The 23,181-nt window shown below is 60.4% G+C and carries 36 protein-coding genes; 35 read left to right on the top strand and 1 reads right to left on the bottom strand.

Annotated elements, in window-relative coordinates:
- Nucleotides 1-56 precede the first annotated feature (56 nt).
- From Q0602_RS09560 to Q0602_RS09430, 27 genes are all read left to right on the top strand, one after another.
- Nucleotides 57-992, top strand: coding sequence for a hypothetical protein (locus Q0602_RS09560; RefSeq protein WP_298842106.1), 936 nt, complete (start codon nucleotides 57-59; stop codon nucleotides 990-992).
- Nucleotides 993-1,008: 16 nt separating this feature from the next.
- A complete protein-coding gene (locus Q0602_RS09555; protein WP_298842103.1) occupies nucleotides 1,009-1,764 on the top strand; it encodes a hypothetical protein in 756 nt (251 codons plus the stop codon).
- A 65-nt stretch (nucleotides 1,765-1,829) separates the two neighbouring features.
- Complete coding sequence (locus Q0602_RS09550; protein WP_298842100.1) at nucleotides 1,830-2,657, top strand: hypothetical protein; 828 nt, start codon at nucleotides 1,830-1,832, stop codon at nucleotides 2,655-2,657.
- Entirely contained in the window at nucleotides 2,642-3,511 is an 870-nt protein-coding gene (locus Q0602_RS09545) for a hypothetical protein (protein ID WP_298842095.1), read from the top strand. The genes Q0602_RS09550 and Q0602_RS09545 overlap by 16 nt, the downstream gene beginning before the upstream one ends.
- A 2-nt stretch (nucleotides 3,512-3,513) precedes the next feature.
- A complete protein-coding gene (locus Q0602_RS09540) occupies nucleotides 3,514-3,891 on the top strand; it encodes a hypothetical protein (RefSeq protein ID WP_298842090.1) in 378 nt (125 codons plus the stop codon).
- 41 nt (nucleotides 3,892-3,932) lie between these two features.
- Nucleotides 3,933-4,688: a phosphoglycerate mutase family protein gene (locus Q0602_RS09535; RefSeq protein ID WP_298842088.1), complete on the top strand. Its 756-nt coding sequence runs from the start codon at nucleotides 3,933-3,935 to the stop codon at nucleotides 4,686-4,688.
- Between the two features lies 1 nt (nucleotide 4,689).
- Complete coding sequence (locus Q0602_RS09530; RefSeq protein ID WP_298842086.1) at nucleotides 4,690-5,736, top strand: phosphoadenosine phosphosulfate reductase family protein; 1,047 nt, start codon at nucleotides 4,690-4,692, stop codon at nucleotides 5,734-5,736.
- A gap of 50 nt (nucleotides 5,737-5,786) precedes the next feature.
- Entirely contained in the window at nucleotides 5,787-6,575 is a 789-nt protein-coding gene (locus tag Q0602_RS09525) for a CPBP family intramembrane glutamic endopeptidase (RefSeq protein ID WP_298842083.1), read from the top strand.
- 19 nt (nucleotides 6,576-6,594) lie between these two features.
- Nucleotides 6,595-6,810 (top strand): hypothetical protein, encoded by a 216-nt coding sequence (locus tag Q0602_RS09520; RefSeq protein WP_298842081.1) that lies wholly within the window; start codon nucleotides 6,595-6,597, stop codon nucleotides 6,808-6,810.
- Nucleotides 6,811-6,878: 68 nt separating this feature from the next.
- On the top strand, nucleotides 6,879-7,091 hold the full coding sequence (locus tag Q0602_RS09515) for a hypothetical protein (protein WP_298842079.1): 213 nt from the start codon (nucleotides 6,879-6,881) through the stop codon (nucleotides 7,089-7,091).
- Nucleotides 7,092-7,228: 137 nt separating this feature from the next.
- Nucleotides 7,229-7,882, top strand: a complete 654-nt coding sequence (locus Q0602_RS09510; protein ID WP_298842074.1) for a DUF4262 domain-containing protein — start codon at nucleotides 7,229-7,231, stop codon at nucleotides 7,880-7,882.
- Nucleotides 7,883-7,938: 56 nt separating this feature from the next.
- Nucleotides 7,939-8,907 (top strand): hypothetical protein, encoded by a 969-nt coding sequence (locus Q0602_RS09505; RefSeq protein WP_298842073.1) that lies wholly within the window; start codon nucleotides 7,939-7,941, stop codon nucleotides 8,905-8,907.
- A 59-nt stretch (nucleotides 8,908-8,966) separates the two neighbouring features.
- On the top strand, nucleotides 8,967-9,173 hold the full coding sequence (locus tag Q0602_RS09500) for a hypothetical protein (protein WP_298842072.1): 207 nt from the start codon (nucleotides 8,967-8,969) through the stop codon (nucleotides 9,171-9,173).
- Between the two features lie 23 nt (nucleotides 9,174-9,196).
- Nucleotides 9,197-9,655 (top strand): HAD domain-containing protein, encoded by a 459-nt coding sequence (locus Q0602_RS09495; protein WP_298842071.1) that lies wholly within the window; start codon nucleotides 9,197-9,199, stop codon nucleotides 9,653-9,655.
- Nucleotides 9,656-9,724: 69 nt separating this feature from the next.
- Complete coding sequence (locus tag Q0602_RS09490; RefSeq protein WP_298842070.1) at nucleotides 9,725-9,976, top strand: phosphopantetheine-binding protein; 252 nt, start codon at nucleotides 9,725-9,727, stop codon at nucleotides 9,974-9,976.
- A gap of 7 nt (nucleotides 9,977-9,983) precedes the next feature.
- Nucleotides 9,984-10,217, top strand: a complete 234-nt coding sequence (locus tag Q0602_RS09485) for a helix-turn-helix transcriptional regulator (RefSeq protein ID WP_367276954.1) — start codon at nucleotides 9,984-9,986, stop codon at nucleotides 10,215-10,217.
- Nucleotides 10,218-10,230: 13 nt separating this feature from the next.
- Nucleotides 10,231-11,331: a metallophosphoesterase gene (locus Q0602_RS09480; protein ID WP_298842069.1), complete on the top strand. Its 1,101-nt coding sequence runs from the start codon at nucleotides 10,231-10,233 to the stop codon at nucleotides 11,329-11,331.
- Nucleotides 11,328-12,182, top strand: coding sequence for a hypothetical protein (locus Q0602_RS09475; protein WP_298842068.1), 855 nt, complete (start codon nucleotides 11,328-11,330; stop codon nucleotides 12,180-12,182). The genes Q0602_RS09480 and Q0602_RS09475 overlap by 4 nt, the downstream gene beginning before the upstream one ends.
- A gap of 13 nt (nucleotides 12,183-12,195) precedes the next feature.
- The gene (locus Q0602_RS09470; RefSeq protein WP_298842067.1) at nucleotides 12,196-13,071 is read left to right on the top strand and encodes a metallophosphoesterase; all 876 of its coding nucleotides are present in this window, start codon (nucleotides 12,196-12,198) and stop codon (nucleotides 13,069-13,071) included.
- Nucleotides 13,068-13,454 carry a hypothetical protein gene (locus Q0602_RS09465; RefSeq protein ID WP_298842066.1) on the top strand — a complete coding sequence of 129 codons (387 nt, stop codon included), beginning with the start codon at nucleotides 13,068-13,070 and terminating at the stop codon, nucleotides 13,452-13,454. Before Q0602_RS09470 ends, Q0602_RS09465 begins: the two co-directional genes overlap by 4 nt.
- The gene (locus tag Q0602_RS09460) at nucleotides 13,447-14,283 is read left to right on the top strand and encodes a hypothetical protein (protein WP_298842065.1); all 837 of its coding nucleotides are present in this window, start codon (nucleotides 13,447-13,449) and stop codon (nucleotides 14,281-14,283) included. The genes Q0602_RS09465 and Q0602_RS09460 overlap by 8 nt, the downstream gene beginning before the upstream one ends.
- Nucleotides 14,284-14,543: 260 nt before the next feature.
- Nucleotides 14,544-15,116 carry a hypothetical protein gene (locus tag Q0602_RS09455; RefSeq protein WP_298842064.1) on the top strand — a complete coding sequence of 191 codons (573 nt, stop codon included), beginning with the start codon at nucleotides 14,544-14,546 and terminating at the stop codon, nucleotides 15,114-15,116.
- Between the two features lie 32 nt (nucleotides 15,117-15,148).
- Entirely contained in the window at nucleotides 15,149-15,655 is a 507-nt protein-coding gene (locus tag Q0602_RS09450) for a hypothetical protein (RefSeq protein WP_298842063.1), read from the top strand.
- An 82-nt stretch (nucleotides 15,656-15,737) separates the two neighbouring features.
- A complete protein-coding gene (locus Q0602_RS09445) occupies nucleotides 15,738-16,700 on the top strand; it encodes a hypothetical protein (RefSeq protein WP_298842055.1) in 963 nt (320 codons plus the stop codon).
- A gap of 78 nt (nucleotides 16,701-16,778) precedes the next feature.
- Nucleotides 16,779-17,066 (top strand): hypothetical protein, encoded by a 288-nt coding sequence (locus tag Q0602_RS09440; protein ID WP_298842054.1) that lies wholly within the window; start codon nucleotides 16,779-16,781, stop codon nucleotides 17,064-17,066.
- Nucleotides 17,063-17,980, top strand: a complete 918-nt coding sequence (locus Q0602_RS09435; RefSeq protein WP_298842053.1) for a hypothetical protein — start codon at nucleotides 17,063-17,065, stop codon at nucleotides 17,978-17,980. Before Q0602_RS09440 ends, Q0602_RS09435 begins: the two co-directional genes overlap by 4 nt.
- Nucleotides 17,981-18,042: 62 nt before the next feature.
- Nucleotides 18,043-19,008, top strand: a complete 966-nt coding sequence (locus Q0602_RS09430; protein ID WP_298842050.1) for an HWE histidine kinase domain-containing protein — start codon at nucleotides 18,043-18,045, stop codon at nucleotides 19,006-19,008.
- Here the strand turns inward: Q0602_RS09430 and Q0602_RS09425 are convergent, their stop codons facing one another.
- A complete protein-coding gene (locus Q0602_RS09425; protein WP_298842048.1) occupies nucleotides 19,009-19,374 on the bottom strand; it encodes a hypothetical protein in 366 nt (121 codons plus the stop codon).
- Between the two features lie 145 nt (nucleotides 19,375-19,519).
- Here Q0602_RS09425 and Q0602_RS09420 point away from each other — a divergent pair, with 145 nt between their 5' ends.
- From Q0602_RS09420 to Q0602_RS09385, 8 genes are all read left to right on the top strand, one after another.
- Entirely contained in the window at nucleotides 19,520-19,756 is a 237-nt protein-coding gene (locus Q0602_RS09420) for a hypothetical protein (RefSeq protein WP_298842046.1), read from the top strand.
- The gene (locus Q0602_RS09415) at nucleotides 19,753-19,896 is read left to right on the top strand and encodes a hypothetical protein (protein WP_298842045.1); all 144 of its coding nucleotides are present in this window, start codon (nucleotides 19,753-19,755) and stop codon (nucleotides 19,894-19,896) included. Before Q0602_RS09420 ends, Q0602_RS09415 begins: the two co-directional genes overlap by 4 nt.
- 11 nt (nucleotides 19,897-19,907) lie before the next feature.
- Nucleotides 19,908-20,297 carry a hypothetical protein gene (locus Q0602_RS09410; RefSeq protein WP_298842044.1) on the top strand — a complete coding sequence of 130 codons (390 nt, stop codon included), beginning with the start codon at nucleotides 19,908-19,910 and terminating at the stop codon, nucleotides 20,295-20,297.
- Complete coding sequence (locus Q0602_RS09405) at nucleotides 20,294-20,749, top strand: hypothetical protein (RefSeq protein WP_298842043.1); 456 nt, start codon at nucleotides 20,294-20,296, stop codon at nucleotides 20,747-20,749. Before Q0602_RS09410 ends, Q0602_RS09405 begins: the two co-directional genes overlap by 4 nt.
- 61 nt (nucleotides 20,750-20,810) lie before the next feature.
- Nucleotides 20,811-21,137 carry a hypothetical protein gene (locus Q0602_RS09400; RefSeq protein ID WP_298842042.1) on the top strand — a complete coding sequence of 109 codons (327 nt, stop codon included), beginning with the start codon at nucleotides 20,811-20,813 and terminating at the stop codon, nucleotides 21,135-21,137.
- 198 nt (nucleotides 21,138-21,335) lie between these two features.
- Nucleotides 21,336-21,935, top strand: coding sequence for a hypothetical protein (locus Q0602_RS09395; protein ID WP_298842041.1), 600 nt, complete (start codon nucleotides 21,336-21,338; stop codon nucleotides 21,933-21,935).
- Nucleotides 21,936-21,969: 34 nt separating this feature from the next.
- On the top strand, nucleotides 21,970-22,497 hold the full coding sequence (locus Q0602_RS09390; RefSeq protein ID WP_298842039.1) for a hypothetical protein: 528 nt from the start codon (nucleotides 21,970-21,972) through the stop codon (nucleotides 22,495-22,497).
- A complete protein-coding gene (locus Q0602_RS09385) occupies nucleotides 22,494-23,033 on the top strand; it encodes a hypothetical protein (RefSeq protein WP_298842037.1) in 540 nt (179 codons plus the stop codon). The genes Q0602_RS09390 and Q0602_RS09385 overlap by 4 nt, the downstream gene beginning before the upstream one ends.
- Nucleotides 23,034-23,181 lie beyond the last annotated feature (148 nt).

Below are 23,181 nucleotides of genomic sequence, written 5' to 3'. Positions count from 1 at the left end.
CCGAAAGGGCCGGCACCGCCGGCCCTTTTTCTTTGCCCCTCACAGGAGCAAGCAGCATGACCCCGGAACTCCTATTCGACAGGTCCTCGCTGATAAACGAGGTCGGGAAATCCCTCATAGACTGGGCGAACGAGATGATCGTCATCCTCGAGGAGCACCGGAACGATCGGGATTCCATCCGGGTCACGGAGAGGATCCACGACAGATCCATGCAGATGGGCCTCCCGATGACGATGACGACTCATTGCCATAGCGAAAGCGAAGGCGATGTATCCCGGGATCTCGGTCTGAAGCATTGCCCCGGCGAACGGGCCGTATTCCTGTTCGAGGGGGATGGAGCGGGATGTCAGGAGGGCATCGATGCGATGCACAGGCTCATCGAGGATATCGAGAGCCGCACTGCCCCCGACAAATGGACGGGACCGGGCATGAAGATCGCACACGCGATCGGTGAACGAGAACTCATACGGTCAGGATGGAAGGCCTTCGCTGTCGATCCGATAACGATCCGGATACTCGATCACGTCAGCCGCGGCTCTTTCGACTGGTATTGTCAGGAACCGAGCTTCGACGTCAAGCTGCACATGGAAGAGCCACAGGAAGGACGCGGAATGGAATATCTGCGCGACCCCGTCTTCCAGGATAGAATGGACAGCAGGACGCCGGCCATCGGAAACGGACGCAAGGCGGAAGCCACAGCATTCGGATACTTCGATCTCGTGAGGCGCCTCGGGATACTCGGCGCAAACGGCCAGCGTCACGAGAAGGGCACCATTAGAGGGGATATGCTGTTCCTCGACAAGGTCCTTCCAGACACGATCATGCTCGCATCGGTGGGCAGATCACTCGACGATATCGTCGAGACGCCGATGACAAGGGGACTGGGACTGAAGGTGCTTTCCATGGAGCCTTCCAATGGAGTCAAGCCCGGCATCGCCATCCGCACCGACGCAAGGGACCGCCTCACCATCATGAAGCGTCGCGCAGACTGAAAAAAGGGAGAAGGGCATGACCGAACAGCCGATATCCCCGAAACGCGAGAAAAAGCTGAAGCAGCGGGAAGAGGCGACGGCCTACGCGAAGGAGATCGGTCTCGATCTCGATGTCAGCGACAAGGACAGCGTGAGGACGACGCTTCTCCGCGTCATGGAATCGATCGGGATGGAGCCCGAGACCGTGTCAGGGAACAAGAGCATCCGCGGCGTGGCGGTCGATGCCAACGGATACCTCCATGGGAAGACATACCTGAGGCCGGACATAAAGGCCATGAGGGCGGAGTTGGTCCGCCTCGTCAGGATCATCCGTCAGGGAGGACCGTGGACCCCTGGGGATCTCGCGGCCCTGGACATATCCAGCTGCGCCCGTGCGATCCTCGAGGCCCAACTGGGGGAGGAATGGAGGACCACAGTGTCCCGAGAGATAGCCTCCGTCTACGAGAAAAGGATGGGCTACGGGAAAAGCTACGACAAGCTCGACGATGACATAGGGATGAAGATCGCGCAGGGCAGGATCCTCGTGCAGGCATCCCTCGGCAGAACCTACTACCGGAACGGTCACCTGATCATGTCCCAGGTCCGTCTGCCCGCCTCGACGATGGCCGGCATCGTGGGGAGGGATGCAGCATCTCTTATGGAAGGCGACCCATACGGCAGCGCGTTCACGGAAGCGACCGTCCGGCACGTCGAGTGCCCTGAGAGCACGACCATCATACATCTCGAGGAGACATTCGAACCCGCAAGCGGAAGGAGGCACGAAGAATGCTGAAACCGCATCAGATCTTCGACCATCACCTGTTGATCGAGAGCAACATACCGCGCCTGCGGAACTGGATGTCCGGGATCATCGACATCCTTCACGATGATCTTGCGTCAGGAAAGAAATGCTCCGAATCTCTGATATCCCACTCCGCGGCCTGCGGAATAAATCTACGGATGACAGGGTCATGCCAGACGAAGACATTCGCGCTGTGCGAGCACGGCCTCACGAAGGATATCCTCAGCTTTGACCCGTCGTCTTCGAATCAAGGACTCATGATGCTGGGCACCATGAGCGAAAGTCTCAAGATGATGGACGGCGAAGATGCGGTGCAGGATCTCCAGGCATCGGGCTACGCCGAACAGGCGTTCTGCACGGAAATGTCGACATGGCTCGGAGACAGGCCGATTGCCTTCGAAAGACTTGCCCTGAACCATCTGGTCAGGATCACGGACGAGGATCTGAAGAAGGCGATCGAGGAGGGAACGACACCACGTCTCCGGGTCGACCAGGTCCGCGATGCGGAGGAGACGAGGAATGATGATCGTCTCGCCAGATTCCTCGATACACGCGGACTCCTAGTGGAGACGCCAATGGACTGCGATCATCCGAATGGAAAACTGATCATCAAGAAACGAATGGGCATGGTCCACATCGGCCCCTACAACACCGCCGGCCTGATGTTCCTGGGAAATCACGTCTGCCTTCCCGAACGTCTTCCCGAGACGATCCTCGCATCCCTGAGGGGGCAGTCGCTCAGGGATGTCGTCGACATGCCAATGCCTTTCGACGGCATCCATATCGCAAGCGCAGTCAACAAGGGGGCCGGGGTCCAGATCGAGACCGATGGCTATGATGAGGGCATTCGCCTCGCCAGGAGCTTCCCATGCACGAAGGACTGATGAATTCGTCGGCACGGGATCTCTTCGATCCTTTCATCCTGTATGCAGAGCATGGGGATGCCATCCGCGGGTGGGTCATGGAGATGTGGCAGTATGTCCACGATCTCAACGCAGCTCGGACTCCCGGTCTGGGGGATTTCGCACGGATAGAGGAAGACCTGCGAAGGATATGCTCGGACAACGGGTTCGACCTCGTGAGGAACGCGATCACCAGTGACGAGGACAAGGTGTACACGCTGGACATCGCATTCCCGCACGGCCTCCATCAGCTCGTCGAGATGACCACCGACATGGTCGACATGGTCGAGACGGAGATCGAGATCGATGCGATGATCGAGCAACTCGACGAATGCGACATCCACTCCAGCATGCCGCTTCCCTCATCATGGTCGAGACAGGCCGCGCATCAGCTCGCCAAGACAGCCGCCAAGAACGAGGCGATCGATCTCAGGGCGTTCGACCCGTCCGCCATCGCCGCGCTCGACACCAAGAAGCCCGGCTGGCGGAAAGTCGAGAGCATGAATGACATGCTCGACCGGGGGTCGATGAGACTGCCCAACGGTCGCATAGAGACGGAAATCGAGACCAGGGCGGGGATCCGCATGCTCAGGATGAGGGATCACGATCGCAATTGGACATGGTCCAACGGCGAACTGCACCTGCCCAGGGCAATGGTGAATCACAGCCTCCTGACAGGCAGCGTCGGGCGCCCCGTCTCGGCGATCTGTCAAGCACTCGGACTGGTCCCCGAAGGCCCCATCGTGGTCGAGGCGGGATACGATGATGGAACGGCCGTATTCGCGACCGACGCCCTCACGATGGACAGGCTCGAGATCGTCGAACAGGGAGAATGAGAATGGAAGACGCAGACGTGAAGGAGCTCGCAGCAAGGCTCAGGGACGCGAAGCTACGACGCATGGAAGTCAATCCCTCGCGTTTTCCCTATGACCGTTGTCCGGAGCAGGAGAAGCTGGACTGGGAGGCGATCGCACGCGAGGCCATCGAAGCCCTTTCGTCGGCGCCGGATAGGGACCCAGCGCATAGCATCGCCTTCGGATACACGAACTGGCGAGGAGAACACGGCATCCGTCAGGCGATCCCGACCGGCCTGTCATGGGGCAGCACCGAATGGCATCCCGAAGAGGGATGGCTGCTCGAGGCCTGGGACGAGGACAAGCAGGCCGTCAGGCAGTTCGCGCTCGAGGATTGCGACTTCACACACAGGATCCAGTGAGAACATGTCGCCGACGTAGACGACATCAGGAAAGGAAAAAGATGCATCGCATCCATCTGGTGAGGCACGGCCTCTCGGAATCGAACCTCTCGACGGAGGTCAACAAGCGCAAGCCCGATCACGCTATCGAACTGGCACCCGAAGGACACGAACAGGCCAAGAAGGCGGGCCGCTTCCTTGGGGAGCACATCCAGGAGGGCGTCGAAGGCTTCCATCGGCGCCGCGTCCTCATGCTCGTCTCACCCTACCTGCGGACGCGTCAGACCGCGGACGGCGTGGAGGAGGGCATCAGGAAGCAGGGACTCGAATACGTCAGGAAGGAGGCGCTCAGCCTCCGGGAGCAGTCCTTCGGACTTTTCGACGGATATTCGACGGAAGAGCTGGCCGAGGTCTATCCGCGAGAATACGCCCACTACGAGAAGCACGCGCAGTTCGAGGGCATGGACGCCGGCCTGAAGGGCGAGTTCTTCGCCCCGATGCCGATGGGTGAATCACGAGCCCGGGTCTGCGACCGCGTGCGGACCAGCTTCGGCATGATCCACCGCGCCATGGACGACGGATACTCCGATATCGTCGTCGTCAGTCACGGGGTGACGATCCGCTGCTTCGCACGCGAGTGGAAGCATCTCCCTTGGGAATGGTGCGAGAACGAGCCGAACCCGGCGAACTGCTCGATCCTCACCCTCGAGGGCAAGCGGGACTGCAAGTGGAAGATGGAACGCATCTTCGAAGGGTTCGGACATCCCAAGGATCCCGCTCACGAGAAGCAGGAACACCGCGAGGAAGGACACGTCTGATATGAAACGCAGCGGGAGCATCACGGCATTCGCCGATGCTCCCGCCGTGGAAGAGATCATACGGGCAGGAGCCTGGGTCGTCTTTTCGGTGTCCGGCGGCAAGGATTCCTCCGCCGCGATCGCCGCGACGCTGCCTCTGCTGGACAGCATCGGACACCCACCCGAACGCCGTTTCATGCTCCATTCCGATCTGGGTCGGTCAGAATGGAAATCCACCATGCCTCATGTCGAACGACTGGCGGACCACTTCGGGCTGCCTCTCCGGACCGTCAGACACAAGACGCAGGACATGGTGGCGAGATGGGAGCGCAGGGGCGAACTGGGTATCCAGAGATGGTCCAGAGGAGAGACCGTCAATCTCGTAGGGCCCTGGTCGAGCGCCTCGCTCAAATTCTGCACCGCAGAGCAGAAGATCCATGTCATGAGCGCGCACAAGAAGGATCTCGATGGCCCCGTGGTCAGCGTCATGGGGATCAGACGGGACGAAAGCCACGGACGCTCGAGGGCGCCGTTCGAATCCCTCGATACGGGGATGAAGCGTCACAAGCGCTCGGACTGCATGACCTGGAATCCGATCGTCGACTGGACCACGCAGGACGTCTTCGACATCCATGAGGAACAGGGAATACCCCTGCACGAGGCCTACCACCTGGGATCGACCCGTCTGTCGTGCAACTTCTGCGTCCTCGCAAGCATCAACGACCTCGACGTGTCCTCGGGGCAGGATCAGAACCGGGACACCTATCTCACGCTCGTGGAGATGGAGATCCGCTACGCATCCTCGTTCCAGCCGGCACGCTGGCTCGGAGACGTGAGACCGGAGCTTCTCGACGCGGAATCACTCCAGGGCCTGAACGAAGCGAAGCACAGGTCCGAGAGGCGAAAGGCCCTCGAGGCGTCCTATCCAGAGCCATACAGGATGAGGAACCAATCGGATCTGACTTCATCCGATTGGGGCGACATCGCACGGATCAGGAAGGAGATCGCCGGCATCATGGGGTTCTCCGGCTACGTCGCGGATCCACGCGAGGCCACAATGCTTGGATAACGGCGGCTTCCGACCTAAAAGCCGATGGAAACAACACGACAGGAAGAGACATGGCGACCATGATGACCAACGATATACCGCAGGGAACGACCGACAAGGATCCCGGCATCATCGCCAGTCTACTGTGGATCGTCGGTCTGGTCGTCTTCCAGCTGATCGGCATCGTGATCGCGTGGGCGGCACAGGCGGGCATCAGCGGGGAGCCCATGATGGCGATGAGGGAGATCAACGGCGAGACCACCCCGGTCCCGATGATCGCTCCCATCACCATGATGTTCGGTGTGTTCCTGGGAGCCGCCGGCCTCATCGCCGTGAGGGCTCGGTATCTGTGTCGACATCTGCGGCCGGCATGGGACGGCACCTCGCCGCATGCCCTGAGCCGGCGATCGATCATGACGACGATCGCACTCATAATCGCGGTCATGCTCTTCACCATGGCCTACCAGACGGCACTCGGTGAGAAGCCGATACAGCCGGAACTCGTGCTCTTCCTGAATGCCATGAACAGCGGATACGCGGGTCTGGCCGTCGTAGTTCTCGCAGGAGCCGTCGGTGCGCCGGTTCTCGAGGAGATCCTGTTCCGCGGCCAGCTTCAAGGGGCCATCCATCGCAAGCTGAGCGGAAAGACCGAAAGGGCGCCGATCCATGCCATCGCCATCACTTCGGCGGTCTTCGCCCTGATCCACTTCCAGCCTCTCGCGATACCGCCGCTGTTCGTGGCCGGAGCCGTGTTCGGCTGGATCAGGTGGCGCAGCGGATCCCTGGCCCTGCCCATCGCCGCGCACATCCTGATGAACTTCATATCCCTGATCGTTCTCTACTTCACCGGAGAGATCTGACACCGAAGGGAAAAAGATAATGGAAGCACTCCTGCTCATCGGCGCGGGCATCCTGCTCGTGCAGGTCGTCCGAAGTCGCGCCGTCCTCAGCCGCGAGGAAGAGGCTCCACCCGTGCCCTTCCTCGGGCGACGGGAGCTATGGAGCGACAAGGGTCGTGCAGTTCAGGTGTGGGGCCTCGCATGGCTCCCCGTCCGGGCCAAGGCCTTCAACCATTCGACGCTCTGGCTGGACTGAGCCGAACAGAGATCCTCCGCTCGACGGAAGATAAGCCATAAACGGCACCACAACGAAGGAATACCATCATGAAGAAGATCCTGCTCGTAGCCGCAGCCCTCTCGCTCGGCGCAACCCCCATCGCCGCCGCAGCAGTGGAGCGTGCCGCTGCGCCGGCCGAGAATGCCTCGAATCTCGGCGGAGACGGACCCACCATCACCGCTCTCGTCGTTCTTGCGGCCGTCATCGCCGGCGTCATCATCGCGGCCGACGATTCGGACGACACCCCGGTCAGCGCCTGAACCCATCGCCCCCGGAGCGCGAAGACGCTCTGGGGGCGATCCCCTTTTTTTTGCATCCTCAAACGCAGGTGAGAATACTCGGAAAGAGCGGAAAAACGCCTTGCCAGCAAAGCGCCGGTGAGGGACAATTACGGAAGATGAAGAACATGATCCTGCCAGACGCCCCTACGGACGGTCACGCCATCGCCAAGGCCACCATCACGATCCCCATGGGCGATCTCGACGGCAGAATTCTCTCCGAGCTCATGCAGTTCCAGGAGGAGCTCACCGGAAGCCAGGGTCCCGACAGCATGGTGCACACCACCATGGCGGCGCCGGACCACCCCCTCCGGACCCTGCTCGAACTCGAATATCTGGAGGAGGGCTATGAGGACCTGGAGCCGCGCTCCACCATCTCTCACACGGTCGCCAACACGCAGGCGGGCATTCCGGAGCTGATCGTCGTCGGAGCGGATCCCCACAGCGCGGAGCAGTTGGTAAGGGAAGTCGAGGAGGCCATGACCACCGAGGAAGGCCTGGACATAGGCCGACCGGTCCTCGTCAATGGACGACTCCTCCAGATCGTCCCCGTCGAGTTCGGGGCCCTGAGCAAGTTCAACGACGCCTTCGCCAGCTTCGTGGCCACGCAGGTCCTGAGCTGTCAATGGGGGACGCCACCCACGTGGCTGCAGATCGTCTATGCCGATTGCGGGCATCGCTTCCCCTGGGAGCCCGGGGCCGATCCCGACATCTACCAGCCCGTCGCAGCCACTCGCCCACATTACCAGGGCCGCGGCAAAGCCGAGGTCTGATCCATCCGGGCGTCGCAACGCCCGCTTCAACGCTCCATCCCAAAAAGGAGACAGCCATGCGCCCATCAGTCGGCACGCGTGACCAGATAGTCGCGCGCATGGACGTTCTCACGGATCTGGACAGGAAGGCCCGCGCACTCCAGAGATACGTCGAGAAGCACGAGGACATCGAGGATCCCTTCGAGGTCCTCCACCAGAACGGCATCCTCGCGGTCGTCCCCTTCTTCACCATGGACATCGAGAACGGTCATAACGTCCTCAAGCTCGACGACGACATCGTCCATCCTCTGCGAATCGACTACGAGAGACCACGGGAATCCCTATGGGAGATATCCCAGTGCTTCAGGCTTCCCGGCGTGGACGAAGGGTATCACCCATGGCATGACGGTATCGCCGCCCGATACGAGAAGGAACTCCGACGCTGCGTCTGCGGGGAGATCATCGAGACGGACGGATTCACGGCATGGGTCCTCGCGCTCGAGGGGATGAAGGGCAAGGGCGAGGACATGTCCACCGCCGACGCGGTCAGGGACGAGATCGCAGCGGCTCTCGCCGAACGCCGCATGCCCGCAGGAAGTGCCCTTACGTTCATCCGAAAGGGACATGAGCGTCTCTCGGAGCCAGGCCAGGACATGATCTCAGGAACTGCCCACTGGGAATATGACGACAAGCAGACATACTCCGCCATCGCGAAGACCGAGATCGGTTCGAGCAGGTGCTACGAGGGTATCAGGATCACCAGCAACTGCCGCTTCAACTCGCGCTACAGCATCGAGGGGTCGGTCCTGAAGCTCAATATACCGGCCATTCCCGAATCCACCGTCCTCAGTCTCACCGGAAAGAGTCTGGAGCAGGTCGTGAATGACACGCGTCTCCACGGGTGGGGACTCAGGGTGCGCGGGATAATGCGCAACGAGAGAAACAGGGACGGACGTGGAAACGAGATCTCTACGATCTTCCTCGAGACGAACCGGGGTGACGACGAGACCCGTCTCTGCTTCGGCACGCGATATCCCGTATCCTGATTTTCAGGATGGTGCTCCTCGACCAAGACTACTATCATCCAGCCAAGGAGAACAGGAACATGAAACAACTCAAGGATGTCTGCATGATGTCGCTCTGCGCGATCATGCTCGCCTTCATATTCATGATCTTCGCGGTCCTGGCCCTCTTCAGCGAGACCGCGCGATGGGTGATCGACCAGTCCATGCACAAGGTCGGGGAGATAATGTCGGAAGGCGAAGAACGCTCCATCCGCAAGCATCGCGAGGAGCACGCCGCCGGCAACTGAACGAACAGAAGGGAAAAAGGACCATGATCTATCTCGACATAGACGGCGTCCTCATCCTACCGGGAGACGGAAACGACGACCCCGACGTCAGGCGCAGGGCGTCATACGTCGCCGACATATGCAGAGCCACCGGTTGCATGATCGTGGTGAGCTCACAACGGCGCATAAGCGACGACGTCCTCCACCTGCTCTCCGATCTCGGTCTCCAAGGGTTCATCACCCGATCCTGTCCGGACCGGACCCCCTTCATCAGGGGTGACGACCTCGATCCGGACCTTCCCGTCCGCGGACAAGAAATAGACGCCCACATGGCCGCGAATCACATAAGCCGACATGTCGTCATAGACGACGACTTCGCGCTTCCGCATCACGACCGGATAGCCATCGATCCGGATGTCGGCATCACGGCAGACGATGCGGACAGCGCCATCGACATCCTCATGCGGTCCCGCCCAACGGTGGACAATCTTAATCCATCCTGAAAACAGTCTCGACAACCACTTGCTTCTGATGCACAAACATCGCTCCCACAAGGCAAGCAGGAGGGGAACATGAAGGAAGCGGTAATCGAGAGCATCCATCGGCATCTTCGGGAACAAGGCACCCGGTGCCCGCTGGACGGAGCGACCAGGTTCGAGGACATGGATATCGACTCGCTGGGTCTGTATTCGATGGTGGCCGGCGTCGAGGACGAGCATGACGTCATCGTCAACTGCGGCGAGTTCGCCGGTCTCGAAGGCGTAGCGGACCTGTCGGACGTGATTCTCGCCAAGATTCGGATCCCTGTCGCCAAGGCGGCCTGACGCCGAAATGGGCGAGACACGGACCCTCATGATCCAGGCGCGGCAGGATGCCGGTCTCTCCCAGGGAGCGCTCGGTGACAAGGTGGGATTGTCGCGTCAGGCCATAAACACGATAGAACGCGGAGCCGGGCTTCCGAAGCTGCGCAGTGCAATGAGAATATCGAGGGTCCTCGGCCAGAGTGTCGAGGACCTCTTCGATGATTCCTCCCGTGACGGGACAGGAGTATCGACCAAGCATTAGAAGGGAAAAATCCATGACGACCACCACGCCTTGTGAACGATCGGTCGTCATGTCGACACTCCCCGACGGAAACCGCGCAGAGGTCCTGAAGGCAATGTCTCTCTGGGGCGAGCCGGTGATCTACGAATGGGACGCACAGAGACCCGATGAGTCGCTGGTGAAGCTGGGAGAACTCCTGGATTCCAATCCGCGTCTCATGGTCACGATGGCACTGCCATACGAGAAGACCGTCAAGGCGATAGCATCGCGCGCGCGCAAGAAGGGCTTCGTCCCGTATGTCCTGGAAGACAAGTGGGAGGCATGCGCCGAACGGATCGATCTTCCCTGTCGCTTCGCGCCGATGGCTCTCGACAGGCGCAGCGACGAGGGACCTTTCGACCTGATCGGTGACATCCATGGATGCGCGCTGGAATTCGGGGATCTCCTCGAGAGGCTGGGCTACATGGAGAGCGGATGGGAGCAAGGCGGTCCTGACGAGTTCCACACCTCCATCCGCAAGCACGAGAGCGGGCGGAGGACCGTCCTGCTCGGGGACCTGGTCGATCGCGGACCCATGAATCTGGCCGTCATGCGAATGGCTCGCCGCCTGGAGGAGCAAGGAGGTCTGCGTGTCCTCGGCAACCACGACGCCAAGATCGGGAAATGGTTGAACGGCAGGGATGTCAAGGTCGGTCCGGGACAACAGCCGACCATCGACGAGTTCGCTGGCATGACTCATGAGGAGCGTGCGGACTGGGGAGCATGGATGCTCTCTGCAGAAGCACACTATCTTCTGGACGGTGGGCGTCTCGTCGTCGCCCATGCCGGCATCGATGAGGAGTATCAAGGCCGCATGACAGGGGGAGCGCACAGCTTCGCCCTCTACGGAAAGCCATCCGAATGCGGCGGCGTCGATGCGGATGGATACCCGCTCTCGATCGACTGGGCGGAGGAATACACGGGTGAGGCCACCGTCGTGCATGGTCATGTGGTCCACGACGCCCCACGCGAATTGAACAACGTCATCGCCATCGACACCGGATGCGTGTTCGGCGGGGATCTTACAGCGCTTCTCTGGCCCGAGCGGAGATACGAGGCGGTTCCTGCCAGGAAGGAGTGGTGGAAAAGACGATGAAGATCCAGGAAGCAGATCGCCGCACGGGCGACTTCGCCACCGATCTCGACGCCGAGATATCCCGGCGATTCCGTGATGCCGGACTCGAGCATCATGACATCTCAATCGAGAGGACCAACGAATCATCCGTGACACTCGTGCGCAGCGCGCCATCCAACGAATGCCGCAAGAACGTCACGCTAGTCCTTTCGACGCCGACTAACATCGAACCCAAGGAGACCGTCAATCTCAAGGAACTCCTTCGCAGGAGGGCCGACAGGCATAGCGAGATCCAGCAGCCACGTGACGCATTCGAGGGCGAACATCTCTTCAGATCCTATGTCGAGCGGTCCATCCGTGCGACGCGTCGATATCGTGCCATGCTATCGCACCGGGGAACCTGCGAGAGAGACCCCTGGACGCATACGATCCACTCGGTCACGAAGAGATGGCTCGAAAAGGAGGGATGCGATCTCTCGATACAAGGTGAAGCGGCATACATGAATACGCTTCACCCGCCGAAGGGCGTCGATGTCGGCGAATGGTATTTCATAGACGGATACGCGGTGTGCGCCGGGATCCAGAACGCGTCGCGCGATGTGAAGCTGTTCTCGAACCAGACCGATCGCACGGTGAGACTGGAGATCAAGCGGCCACTGCCCGAAGCGGTGACGCTGGCACTTCCGGGAAGGAGGATCGGTGAGGTGGTCGATGCGCCGTTCATCGAGGGAAACGAGGATGTCCTCATCCAGAGTGTCCGACGCATCATCGATCATGATGGAGAGACGGTTCTGAGCATGACCCTGCATCCGAGCGAGGAGGCAATGGCGGAGGCGCCCGACGGCTTCGATGATTCATGGATGACCATGTGACAGGAAAAGAGCAATGAACAACAAGGACGAGCCCGCATACGCCGCGGCCACGTTCGAGCAGCAGTCCGCCCATATCGAACTGGACTACGGATCCGCACGGAGGATCTTCGTGTTCGGAGACGTCCACGGGAACATCGATCCGATCCGGCGTGCCATGAAAAAGGTCGACTACGATCACGAGGCCGGAGATCGCATGATCGGTCTCGGGGACTGGCTGGACCGAGGAGATCACACGACGAAGGTCGCCAAGTTCATCGATCGGCATACGGACAACCTCGTCTTCGTCAAGGGCAATCACGAGCAGATGCTCGAGGATGCCGTGCGTCCCAGGAACGGAGGCATCAGTCCGGTCGATCTCATAAGGAACGGCGGCAGCTGGATCCTCGATCATCTCCCGCAGGACGGAGACGGGGATGATGACGACAGGGATGCGGACGGCAACCTCCTCATGGACCGGCGCGGGCGCAGAATCGTCGCCGCCGTCTGCGGGGCACCCATAGCGCTCACCATCACAACTCCCGCCGGCAACAGGATCGGTATCGTCCATGGTGAGGTGCGACGCATCCACGGCAGGCTCGACTGGAACCCGTTCACCGGCATTCTGCAGGAGCAGGGTCCGGACGGCTTCATCGCCAGCGACGCCATGTGGGAGCGCGATGAGATCCGACGCATCAAGCACGAACACGCAAGCAGGTCACGGCCCCGCCCCTCGGACATCGTGGAGAACATCGATCACGTCTTCCATGGCCACACGATCCTGAAGGAGCCGCTGACATGGGGGAACCGGAGTTGGATCGACATCGCCTCCTATAAACGCGGGGAGGCCGCCTTCATCGACATCGACCGGTGGACGGAAAACGACCGCATAACGAAGGAAAAACGCAAATGAACATCATCCTCGAGCTGATCGCCTTCCTCGGTCTGATCATCCTGGTCTTCGTGCTGCCGGTGATCGTCCTCCCGCTCACCATCGGGAACCTCATCCATCGCCGCAGATATCCCGAGGATACCGAACTGGTGAGGATCTATCTCGAACGAGTCCGTGACAACCCCGATTCCTTCACCGTCGAGTGCGACAGCTCCATCGAGGCGGCAGACGACGTCTTCAAGGCCGCAAGCTACGGCAGCCTGAGGGCGAACGGGCGATCCCTCTCCAAGAGCACCTGGCAGGAGATGAAGATCTCGCGAAGCGTCAAGAAGCTGTGGAAGCGCAACGGACAGACCGACGCGAAGAAGAAGGCCCTCATCGAGAGGCTGACGACGAATGGCTGAGGAGGAGGGGGAGTTCGAGCCTCCCTTCGATCCCTCCTTCGCCGAGGATGCAGTGAGAAAGGCCGCCGATCGGTGCCTCCCTCCGGCCCACATGGGACTCGACGTGGAGACCATCTGGACCCAGTGCTGGGATCACGGTGACCGCATAGCCAAGGGACTCACGATTCGGCTCATCAGGGATCTCTCCCGAATCGACGTCGATCTCGACTTCGGCAACATCCCGTTCGACGGAAATGATGCAGAAAAGGCCTTGGAGTTGGCCATGACCAGCTTCGAGGCGGCAGCAGCCAGCGTCATCGAAGAGCGGAGGAATCTCACCATCCATGCGACTTCGGCCGCACTCATCGCGACCTACAGGGCGGAAGACGGAAGTGCCGGCTGGAAGAGCGTAAGGGATCATCTCGGGTATCCAGTGAGCAGACGCTGTGCCGCAACGATAACTCCACGCGGCTGGAAACACCGGAAGAACGACGAGAAGCTCAGATGGCGGGGGGCCGACAGGCCTCACGAGGAGTTCCGACTTCCGGGGAAGCGCATCCTGATCCCCGAGTTCAGGCTCGGAGATGTCGGTCGGATGACCAACGACCGACTACGGGTGAACAGGCGCATCCCGGAGACGGTCCTCACATCCAAGAAGAACGGTCCCCTGCACCAGCTCATCTCCATTCCGGGATTCGACGAAGTGGAAGCGATCATCACGGGACATGTCCTCTCACGGGAAAGCACGGAACTCAGCATCCGCAGCCCCACCATCGACATGGAGGAGGCGTTCGAACTGATGGCACGCGTCATGACCAGTGCGGGCATCAATACCGACACCGGGTCCTGAGAAGGAAAAACACGAGACCTGCGAGCCGATGTGGCTCGCTTTTTTTTGGTCCGCATCCGGAGGAGCATCGCATGAAGGAAATACAGACGATCCTCGATGCCACGGCAAAAAGGGTCTGCGACGAAGTCGGTCTCGACCCGTCGTTCGCGACGATCGAGAACCGCATAGCGCACGTGAACATCCATGTGGAGACTCCGCGTCTTCCACTGTGGCCTCTCACGATGAGCCCCGGTCCGGAACACCTGGACGAGGACTGCGCGATGGAGATCGATCGGATCGAGCACATCCTCGGCGTTCTGGCACGCGCACACTTGGCACTGCAGCACGCCCATGACCGCTTCCAGGGGCCGCCACCGCTCTGGGCGACAGGCGTCCACCCGCTCGTCGGGTTCGCGATCGACAGGAGTTCCTACAGCCCCGAGGAGATCGTCAAGGAATCCCGGAGCCCGGCATGGAGACCCGAAGAAAGGGAGGAACATCTCCTCGGAGAAAAGACGGGTCTCCATCTCGAGGTAAAGATGCTGCGGTTCGGAAACGGTCTGAAGATCCGTGCGCGCGGAACCTACTCGAGTCTCGATGTCCAGCCCATGACCGACACCACGAGGACCGGGATCGTCGGACGATCTCTCGCCGAGGTGATGGACTGTCCGGCTGACATCGCTGATCTGCTCATCTCCTCCGCAGTCGACCGACCGAACGAAGGAACGACGAGGCTGACCGTCTGGGGTGATCTCGTCCCGATCGAGGAGCCACCCGCCGGCGAGGATCCATGGTGGATAGCGACATGGAGCGACTTCCAGGACCTAGCGATGGAGCGTCATCGCCATGGGTGAGGGCGAATGATCCAGAGGAAGGGAAAATCAGGATGGCAAATCCGGACCGAATGAGGGACAATGCCAGTCTGGCAAGCGGAGGCATCGCCGTGCATCCTGTCAAGCAGGACAACAGATACCAGATCGGGGATCCCGGGCGCTATCTCAAGCCGGGGCTCTTCCAGCGTCTTCTCGCGGCACTGGAGGCAAGAGGAATCGATCCCCACAACGGTTATACGCTCGAACTCGAGGACCCCGAGACAGGCTCATGGGGTCGTGTGACCGGGGTCAAGTCCAGCCATGCGGGTGTATTCCATCCCGATGACGGACATCGTGATCTGGGCGATTTCCTGACCGAGACCGGACACATCGCATTCACCGAGATCGACATCTGCGTCGATGCCGACGCCTGCGACCAGTGCCGCTGGATAGGCATCGACGAACCCGTCGGCGTCATCGCCAGACCGGGAATGCTCGTCGTCACCGGAACGATCGAGCACCTGCGAATCAGTGCCGGCATTCCGGCCACCCTGGCCATCCCGCTTTCGATGGCCGCCTGATCCATCCTCAAATGCATTGACCCCAACAAGGGCAAGGTGCACAATTCGGAACGATCCACACCTTCATATGGCGGACCTTCCGATGAACGACATGGCAGCACCTCCATCAGAGGCCAGACGGGCCCTCGAAGCCGAAAAGGCCGAGGCGCGCAAGCAGCATCCCAGGCACAACCGCGCACTCCTTAATTCCTACGTCGTCGAAAGGGACGAGGAGGGTCTCTACGTCGAGGCGAACGGGACCAGGCATCGGCCGGGCCACGTCGCCAAGGTCGGAAAGTCCCTAGATATGCGCGACGGCGGACTGAAGCCGGGTGACAGAGTCGTCAGCTGGAAGGATTCGACTCTCGACAACGAGGGCAGGATCCACTCCGGTATCCGCTCCTTCGCGAAGCTCGATCGGAACAATCCGCGCCGGGTCAACTGGCATGCGGAAGGACCAGAACGTGATGCAGGTCTCACCGATCATCCTGAAGGCGTCCACTTCGACAAGGAAGGCAGGGCCCACCAGTTCATCAAGTGTGACAAGGAAGGACTCTACGTCGAGGTGCCGGCCTGGAAGGAGAACAACCCCGAGATGAAGTATCCGGCTCCCTCCTACCACCGGAGCATGGATCACATGGTCAAGTATCGCCCAGGAGAGATGAAGGGACTCTACGAGCGCTACGACATGAGCGATCAGGGCATGAAGGAAGGAGACCAGGTCAAGGGTCTCCAGCTGCTCGGATACAACGACACGAACGGGATCATGGGCCCTACCGTTCATCATTCCGGAAGAAACGTCCAGAGCATCGGAAAGGGACACAGGTCTCGCCCCGACATGAGATTCATGGAATTCGAGACCATGGACGGAAAGAAGCTCAGGTGGCATAGCGAGGGCAGAGAACGCGACCTCCTCCTGGAGAGAAACCCTCGTCGAATCGAATACGGAGATGACGGTCTGGCCGTCGAAGGACAGGAGACAGGAGGGGTGATCGCCAAGGCCAGGCTGAAGATGAATCGGGCAGCCTATCAGGTCATGGGACAGCAGCATCACGGATACGGATGAGCCCTCCTCCACACACGACCATCAATCACGAGAAGGCGGCCACGGCCGCCTTCTCCGCATCTGCGACAAGGACATCCAATGAGCATCATGACCATGAAGAACGCCTTCCTGTCGGCGCTGGAGCACCTCTACTCCATCGCCGGCCAGGCCGATGACGGCAGGCCATCCCAGACCATAGTGAAGGGGCCGGACGGCGAGATGCTCCCGGCACGTCGCGAGGAGTTCCTGATGGACGACAACGGAGTCGAGATCGCCGACGAGTTCGTCATCGGATGGAAGGGGATCAGCAGCATCGCCGCAAGGGACGGTATCATCGTGATCGATCTCACGGACGGGAAGCAGGTGGAGATAGAGGCCTGCCCATGATCCCCGTCGAAGAGGCCATAAGGGCCCATGGCTGGACGATCCGGCAGTCGAGAACGGTCCTCGGCTTCGCCTCCGATCTGCCACTCATCGCGGAACCCAAGTTCGCCATGCTGTGGCCGCGTCTCGGAAACGGGATGCGATGGATACTCCTCGATCTCCTGCGCCGATATCTCGAAGGCGTCATGGAGCACACCGACGACCTCTCCCATGCGCCCGGGTGGGCCAGGATCAGGTTCGCGGATCCATGCGGTATCTGCCCGCAGAGCGGCGGGGACTTCACCTTCCGCCTGATGCTCCCGAACAAGGGGCGCAAGACCCCTCCCTTCGTCAAGCTCACCTATGTCAACAACGACAAGGGATTCACCTGCTGGCCGGAATCGCTGAAGCCTCCCGTTTCCGACGCCGAACGCAAGATAAGCCTGCAGGACCTCGCTTCCTGCCCCATCGTCGACGATCCCGGACGACCTGTCCGCGCCTTGGACCCCGTGAAGGCAGATCCGGTCGCGGAGAAGATACTCTCAACGATCCCGGAAGACGTTCGTGAAGATGTGATCGACGCCATCATGCGACATCGTCTGGTCTTCCACAGCACGAACCGGACGGGCGAGGCCGGTTCCATCCACCCACCCGTCCTCGGCATCGAGGGACGCGGGCAATCCCGGATGTCCGCCGTCGGATACCTGAACGAGAGCATCTACTTCCAGAACGGCTGGCTGATGGTCAAGCTCGCCAAGCTGCCGATCGTCCTGCAGCAGGGCATCGACATGGGAGGTGACGCCGAGGAGATGTTCGCCGTCAACATGACGGATGGTCGAGGAGGTCGGATCAGACCCTTCGAAGGTCTGAGGATATCGAAGTGCAATCGCGGCACGACATGGATGGGAAAGCACGTCCAGGTTAAATTCGAAAGATGACACGATTGCAGAACGACCCGACGCTGGTTATCCATAAAGCAAGTGAATCCGGACGGAAAAGAATGAACAGAATAGAAGAAGCCCTGATGCGCAGCAGTGACTGCGTGGAGATCATCGGCATGGACGGGCGGGTCATCGCCACCAACTCCTCCGATGCTAACCCTTGCGGAGACCAGGAGGAGACGGACGAAGGCTGGGTCATGCAATGGCCCGAGACGGCGCGGACCAGTGTCCAGATCGGACTCGAGGAGGCGCTCGACGGGAGGCGGCACCGCTTCGAGGCGTATCGACCGCGCAACGGTCAGGATGCATGGTGGGATGTGACCGTGACCAGCATCGAAGACGAGAAGGGCGTCAGCGGCGCCCTCGCCGTGTCACGCGACATAACGCGCATCCGGAACGAGCAGATGCAGTCCCAGGCCATGCTCGAGGAGGCGAGGAACACCGCGGAGGAGCGGGACCTCATCTCACGGGAGATGCGGCATCGCCTGAAGAACCAGATCACCGCGATCAGATCTCTGGCCGCCATGACCGCCAGAGATCACAATGACACCAAGGGCTTCATGGAATCCTTCAACCGACGGATGATGAGCCTCTCGACCTCACAGGACATCCTCTCGGCACGGGACAACCAGCCGGTGGAATTGAACGAGGCCATCCAGTCCATCCTGGCGGCCACGGGCAGAAGCAGGCAGGTGACTATCTCCGGGATGCCGGAGGCGACCGTAGGGCCACAGGCCCTGGCGACCATGGCCCTCATCTTCGGCGAACTCTCGACCAATGCCCTCAAATACGGAGCCCTCTCCGAGGACCAGGGAACGGTCAGGATCGAATGCCAGGAGAAGGAGGGCATTCTCACCTTCACATGGAGCGAGGATTCGGGTGTGCCGATAGTCCCGGGAGACAGCGGCAGCGGGCATCAGCTGATGAAGCGGATGAGCTCAAACTCCGGAGTCGACTTCATGCTGGAATGGCTGGAGACCGGACTGCTCTGCCAGTTCGGGATCAACTCGCGGGCGATCGGCTGATCAGGCGCAACGAGGAAGGACGAGAGACCTCATTACCACCTGCAGATGGCGTTCCTCGAAGGGCTTGCACATGCGGTGAGCACCAGCGAGATCGGACGGAAAGTCGTCGCGCTCGCAATCGGAACTCAGGAACGTGAAGCCTATCCCCCTGCCCATGAGGGCACGGGCGAACGGCCATACCAGATCGCGACCGAGATTTATATCGAGGATGGCAGCGCAGAAGGAAGTCGATGAGAGCTTCCCGAAGGCCGCGTCAAGCGTGGGGGCGATGCCGACCACATCGTACCCCCAGTCATGCAGAGCGTCCTCGAGACTCATCGAGATGAGGACTTCGTCCTCGACTATCAGGATACCTCGTCCGCTCATGTTACTCGCTTCCCCGTAAGGACCGGAAGAGACCGGTCATTTGTAGAATCAACCATCCATTTCCGAATTCTATCCTGAAATTACGACGAGCTGCAAATCCGCCAGTTTCACGAAGGAGGAAAGGCATCCGTGAAGGAGGAAAAAAATGACGCATCTCGATCCCGATCAGATCGGAACCCAGGCGCTACGCTGCCTCGAGGACGTCAGAAGGGACAGGCCCAGTGGCCCCTATGCGGTCCACGATGACGAGACCGTACTCCTGGAGCTCGAAAGCGAAGGTCTGGTCCTTGAACCCGAACCATCGCGGAACGGATCGGGACACGAGGCCTGGCTCACGGATCAAGGCATCACGATGCTCGGCCTCATCGGGGTGGAAGCATGAGCTACAGGACCTGCAGAAACGCCTACCGCAGATCCTATCACCGAGCCCGATACGGAACGGCCCGTCGAGCCAAGCAGGGTTTCGACGGACTGCTGGCCGGACTGGTGCTCGCCATCATCATGTCGATTGTCATCATCTGAAGGAGAACACAATGAACCGTTTCAAGGCGAATGCGAACGTCATCCTCACCTACGAGGGCGAAGACGCCGACGGAAACTCGCAGGAGTTCTACGACGCCGAGATCGATGCGGCATATCCGGCCGATGAGGCCGATCTCCAGCGCTTCGAGATCGATGTCATCAAGGACGTCCTGGCGCCCAGTTCACGTGACAAGGGCGACCTGGTCAAGATCTCGCTCTGCTATGACGGAAGCAACCCCATGGGAGCGGACGACCGGGAGATCGAGAAACGCGAGACCATGTTCAGCCACCTCTGTCGCAACAACGCCAAATACTACTTCCAGCCCAACCAGCGCGATGACAGCGAACAGGCCATCGTCGACGAACTCGGCGTGGCGGGGAGGACCAAGGACTTCGAATGAATAAGGTCCGATATCGCGCCACCGAGATGGCGTGGAAAGTCCTGACACGCCTGCATCCCGTCGGAGTGCAGATATTTCAGGCTCAGCTCCATGTCGGATTGCAGGACATGTGGCGCGGTGGCTCGTCCCCGGTGAGCGTACGGAACTTCCTGCCCCTCCAGCTCACGGACCTCGACAATGGCGGGTTCGGAGGCGGATGGACCGGAATCGAGCTCCGCAGCAGGGGCATCGATGACGGTTCGCAGACCGTTCTCATCGATCTCGTGATCGAAGGACGCGAATGGGGATACCGCGAAGGCGACATCATCATAGAAGGGCATCTGCCGCAGACGCTCAGGCAGCGCATATCCGACGATCCCGTCGGAACGCTCGGACTACCTCCGTACATCGAGCCTGATCCGGATGATCGGGCTCGAAGAGCGGACGATCATCCGGATCAGGCAATCGGATAGAGATCTGGCCTCGAGCGATCCGGGGAGACTCCTGGAACGTGATGCCGATGAGGAACCCCTGATGCCCCTGGCGCCCATGGGACGCAGGCTGGCCGAGATCGGCGACGCGCTGCAGGAACAGCGCGTTCCATTCGAGAATGCGATGAGAGCATACGCGGACATGATGGACTGGTACCACGAGCGCGGAGGTCCGTGGACGATGGAGCAGTTCACCATATCCCGGGAATGGATGATCGGATCGAGAAGCACGGACTGCGTGCAGAGCATCGACGTCAAGCGCTCGGGCGGATCCCTGAATCCCGAACTCACACCCGCGGAACAGACGCTCCTCGAACTGGACGAATTGAATTCCCCAACTGCCAATCAGGAACAAGGACAGACGCCATGAAGGGTCTCGAGATCTCCGTCATCATCCTTCCGCTGGCGCTCTCGGCCTGCCAGTCCACGCGATGTCTGGAAACCCCGACATACGGCCGCGCATCACAGGAGCCCGATACCGGGGGGTCATCGCAAGAGGGAGATGAACCATGTCCGGAAGACCGGCCAAACATGGCAGAGGACCATGTCCAGCCGGGATTCTTCTACGATGTCGACGAGGACGGTGAGCCGATCGAGGAGGGCGGAGACCAGCGAGACGCTCCTCCGACAGGGAGTCCACGGGATGCCATCTAGCATCCGCGACGGCCTCGACATAGGCGCCGAACCCGTCCGCCCCTTCGACGAGAGCATCTACAGGACCATGCGCGTCGCCTCCGAGATAATGTCACGCATAGCGATCGAGGACAGGGCCACGCTGGTGAGGACGATACGCTTGAAATACGAGGACCTCGCCACTCGGCACTGCTGGCAGACGCTCGAGACGATCGCGCGCGGCTGGCAATCGGGAAGGCGTGTGACGCTTCTCCTCCATGGAGACGAGCCCAGCGGGACATACAGGCTGACGGGAGAGATCGAGGACAAGGACAGGGGATGGGTCATCCACGAGGCGGGACTAACCCTGATGGGAATGCCCCTGACCTGGAGCAATGGTATCGCGATCGGAGGCCTCCTGAAGGAACATGTGGATATCGACATTCTCGGGGAACGGCACATCGAAGGCATCCAGATCGCGGGCGAGATCACCCGTCTGAGACTGAGCACGTCGCCGAGCGTCGCCGGTCTTCCTCATATCGCAGAGCCATTCTGACGAAGAACACCGAAGGAAAAAACGGAACATGGGCATGACCTACGACATCGGCCCTCCCAAGGAACTAGAACCGGACTGGGAGCTGCTCAAGATCGACGCCGTCGCCAGGATGCTCTTCGATCGGATCCCTGATGAGCTCGTGCCAAGCGTGATACGCGGCATCTGCCTCGCCTACGACCGGTGCAACGACCAGTATGGAAACGGCTCGAACGCCCCCATCCGAATCCTTGCCGCAGACGATGGTGAGGGCATGTCGATCGAATGCACCATACGCGACACCGAGGATGAGCACGGGAACCTCGACGGGGCCCTCATCGAGGGAACAGTCGAGATGTATTCGGCCGGCGTTATGATCAGCGCCAACAGCGTGCTGTTCTCCGGTCTTCCGGAGGCTCTCATCGCAAGAGGCATCGAAGGACAGGCCATCACCGAGATAGTCGACTTCCCTCTGTTCGAGGGGCGCGTCATCGAAACGACCAAGATCACGGAGAACAATCTCCTCGCCTCTCTCGGGAGGTGGGAGCCGCTCGTCTGGCAGGATGTCATGGAGGGATGGGAATGATCGCCTACGACATCGGTCTTCCGGAAGGCAACGACAACTACATCCCCATCCTCACCGATCATCTCGCCCGTGCCATCATGAAGGGACTTCCCGTAGAGCACCGCACGAGCCTGGTGCGCGCCATCAACAACGCCAGCGAGCAGATCGCCGAAGCGGACCAGGACTGGGTCAAGCTCCAGGTCCTCCGGGGATCCGGTGAAGACGGATTCACGCTATCACTCTCGCTCACGTTCATGGAACTCGAGGAGGGCGATTTCGAACGCAGAATGATACTCCAGGGACGCGTCTCCTGCAGGAAGATGAGCGCGCAGAGCGAACTCGTGCGCCTGGACGACGTGCCGGAGAGCCTCACGGGTCAGATCACCGATGGCAGGCCGATCCGCGAAGTGGTGGATGTCCCCTACTTCGAAGGCCTTGCGATGTCTCATCACACGATCGCCGGGAACGGCGCCAACAACAGCATCGAGATCATCCTCCAGGAAAGCCCTCGCGAGGAGATCGAGAACATCCTCCACGGATGGGGAAAGCGCCCCTGAGGGGGCGGAGAGACAAGAAATATCCGAGAAGGGAAAAACGCCCTTCCAAGAGACCAATGGGCCTTTCCGATGACGGAAGGGCCAGAGGCGGACGTAGTTCAATGGTAGAGCATCAGCCTTCCAAGCTGAGAATGCCGGTTCGAATCCG

Origin of the sequence: uncultured Salinicola sp. (assembly GCF_937921195.1) — a bacterium.
Lineage (GTDB): Bacteria > Pseudomonadota > Gammaproteobacteria > Pseudomonadales > Halomonadaceae > Salinicola.
This window is presented reverse-complemented; position numbering and strand designations above follow the sequence as displayed.

Bases quoted from the DNA above. Each gene is read 5' to 3' on its own strand.
- Q0602_RS09485 (WP_367276954.1), top strand. From the start codon at position 9,984: ATGGGCGAGACACGGACCCTCATGATCCAGGCGCGGCAGGATGCCGGT.
- Q0602_RS09470 (WP_298842067.1), top strand. From the start codon at position 12,196: ATGAACAACAAGGACGAGCCCGCATACGCCGCGGCCACGTTCGAGCAG.
- Q0602_RS09495 (WP_298842071.1), top strand. From the start codon at position 9,197: ATGATCTATCTCGACATAGACGGCGTCCTCATCCTACCGGGAGACGGA.
- Q0602_RS09390 (WP_298842039.1), top strand. From the start codon at position 21,970: ATGACCTACGACATCGGCCCTCCCAAGGAACTAGAACCGGACTGGGAG.
- Q0602_RS09560 (WP_298842106.1), top strand. From the start codon at position 57: ATGACCCCGGAACTCCTATTCGACAGGTCCTCGCTGATAAACGAGGTC.
- Q0602_RS09410 (WP_298842044.1), top strand. From the start codon at position 19,908: ATGAACCGTTTCAAGGCGAATGCGAACGTCATCCTCACCTACGAGGGC.
- Q0602_RS09525 (WP_298842083.1), top strand. From the start codon at position 5,787: ATGGCGACCATGATGACCAACGATATACCGCAGGGAACGACCGACAAG.
- Q0602_RS09385 (WP_298842037.1), top strand. From the start codon at position 22,494: ATGATCGCCTACGACATCGGTCTTCCGGAAGGCAACGACAACTACATC.
- Q0602_RS09460 (WP_298842065.1), top strand. From the start codon at position 13,447: ATGGCTGAGGAGGAGGGGGAGTTCGAGCCTCCCTTCGATCCCTCCTTC.
- Q0602_RS09540 (WP_298842090.1), top strand. From the start codon at position 3,514: ATGGAAGACGCAGACGTGAAGGAGCTCGCAGCAAGGCTCAGGGACGCG.
- Q0602_RS09530 (WP_298842086.1), top strand. From the start codon at position 4,690: ATGAAACGCAGCGGGAGCATCACGGCATTCGCCGATGCTCCCGCCGTG.
- Q0602_RS09420 (WP_298842046.1), top strand. From the start codon at position 19,520: ATGACGCATCTCGATCCCGATCAGATCGGAACCCAGGCGCTACGCTGC.
- Q0602_RS09425 (WP_298842048.1), bottom strand. From the start codon at position 19,374: ATGAGCGGACGAGGTATCCTGATAGTCGAGGACGAAGTCCTCATCTCG.
- Q0602_RS09450 (WP_298842063.1), top strand. From the start codon at position 15,149: ATGGCAAATCCGGACCGAATGAGGGACAATGCCAGTCTGGCAAGCGGA.
- Q0602_RS09415 (WP_298842045.1), top strand. From the start codon at position 19,753: ATGAGCTACAGGACCTGCAGAAACGCCTACCGCAGATCCTATCACCGA.
- Q0602_RS09535 (WP_298842088.1), top strand. From the start codon at position 3,933: ATGCATCGCATCCATCTGGTGAGGCACGGCCTCTCGGAATCGAACCTC.
- Q0602_RS09500 (WP_298842072.1), top strand. From the start codon at position 8,967: ATGAAACAACTCAAGGATGTCTGCATGATGTCGCTCTGCGCGATCATG.
- Q0602_RS09505 (WP_298842073.1), top strand. From the start codon at position 7,939: ATGCGCCCATCAGTCGGCACGCGTGACCAGATAGTCGCGCGCATGGAC.
- Q0602_RS09510 (WP_298842074.1), top strand. From the start codon at position 7,229: ATGAAGAACATGATCCTGCCAGACGCCCCTACGGACGGTCACGCCATC.
- Q0602_RS09440 (WP_298842054.1), top strand. From the start codon at position 16,779: ATGAGCATCATGACCATGAAGAACGCCTTCCTGTCGGCGCTGGAGCAC.
- Q0602_RS09435 (WP_298842053.1), top strand. From the start codon at position 17,063: ATGATCCCCGTCGAAGAGGCCATAAGGGCCCATGGCTGGACGATCCGG.
- Q0602_RS09430 (WP_298842050.1), top strand. From the start codon at position 18,043: ATGAACAGAATAGAAGAAGCCCTGATGCGCAGCAGTGACTGCGTGGAG.
- Q0602_RS09550 (WP_298842100.1), top strand. From the start codon at position 1,830: ATGTCCGGGATCATCGACATCCTTCACGATGATCTTGCGTCAGGAAAG.
- Q0602_RS09555 (WP_298842103.1), top strand. From the start codon at position 1,009: ATGACCGAACAGCCGATATCCCCGAAACGCGAGAAAAAGCTGAAGCAG.
- Q0602_RS09480 (WP_298842069.1), top strand. From the start codon at position 10,231: ATGACGACCACCACGCCTTGTGAACGATCGGTCGTCATGTCGACACTC.
- Q0602_RS09515 (WP_298842079.1), top strand. From the start codon at position 6,879: ATGAAGAAGATCCTGCTCGTAGCCGCAGCCCTCTCGCTCGGCGCAACC.
- Q0602_RS09400 (WP_298842042.1), top strand. From the start codon at position 20,811: ATGCCCCTGGCGCCCATGGGACGCAGGCTGGCCGAGATCGGCGACGCG.
- Q0602_RS09465 (WP_298842066.1), top strand. From the start codon at position 13,068: ATGAACATCATCCTCGAGCTGATCGCCTTCCTCGGTCTGATCATCCTG.
- Q0602_RS09445 (WP_298842055.1), top strand. From the start codon at position 15,738: ATGAACGACATGGCAGCACCTCCATCAGAGGCCAGACGGGCCCTCGAA.
- Q0602_RS09520 (WP_298842081.1), top strand. From the start codon at position 6,595: ATGGAAGCACTCCTGCTCATCGGCGCGGGCATCCTGCTCGTGCAGGTC.
- Q0602_RS09405 (WP_298842043.1), top strand. From the start codon at position 20,294: ATGAATAAGGTCCGATATCGCGCCACCGAGATGGCGTGGAAAGTCCTG.
- Q0602_RS09455 (WP_298842064.1), top strand. From the start codon at position 14,544: ATGGAGATCGATCGGATCGAGCACATCCTCGGCGTTCTGGCACGCGCA.
- Q0602_RS09475 (WP_298842068.1), top strand. From the start codon at position 11,328: ATGAAGATCCAGGAAGCAGATCGCCGCACGGGCGACTTCGCCACCGAT.
- Q0602_RS09395 (WP_298842041.1), top strand. From the start codon at position 21,336: ATGTCGACGAGGACGGTGAGCCGATCGAGGAGGGCGGAGACCAGCGAG.
- Q0602_RS09490 (WP_298842070.1), top strand. From the start codon at position 9,725: ATGAAGGAAGCGGTAATCGAGAGCATCCATCGGCATCTTCGGGAACAA.
- Q0602_RS09545 (WP_298842095.1), top strand. From the start codon at position 2,642: ATGCACGAAGGACTGATGAATTCGTCGGCACGGGATCTCTTCGATCCT.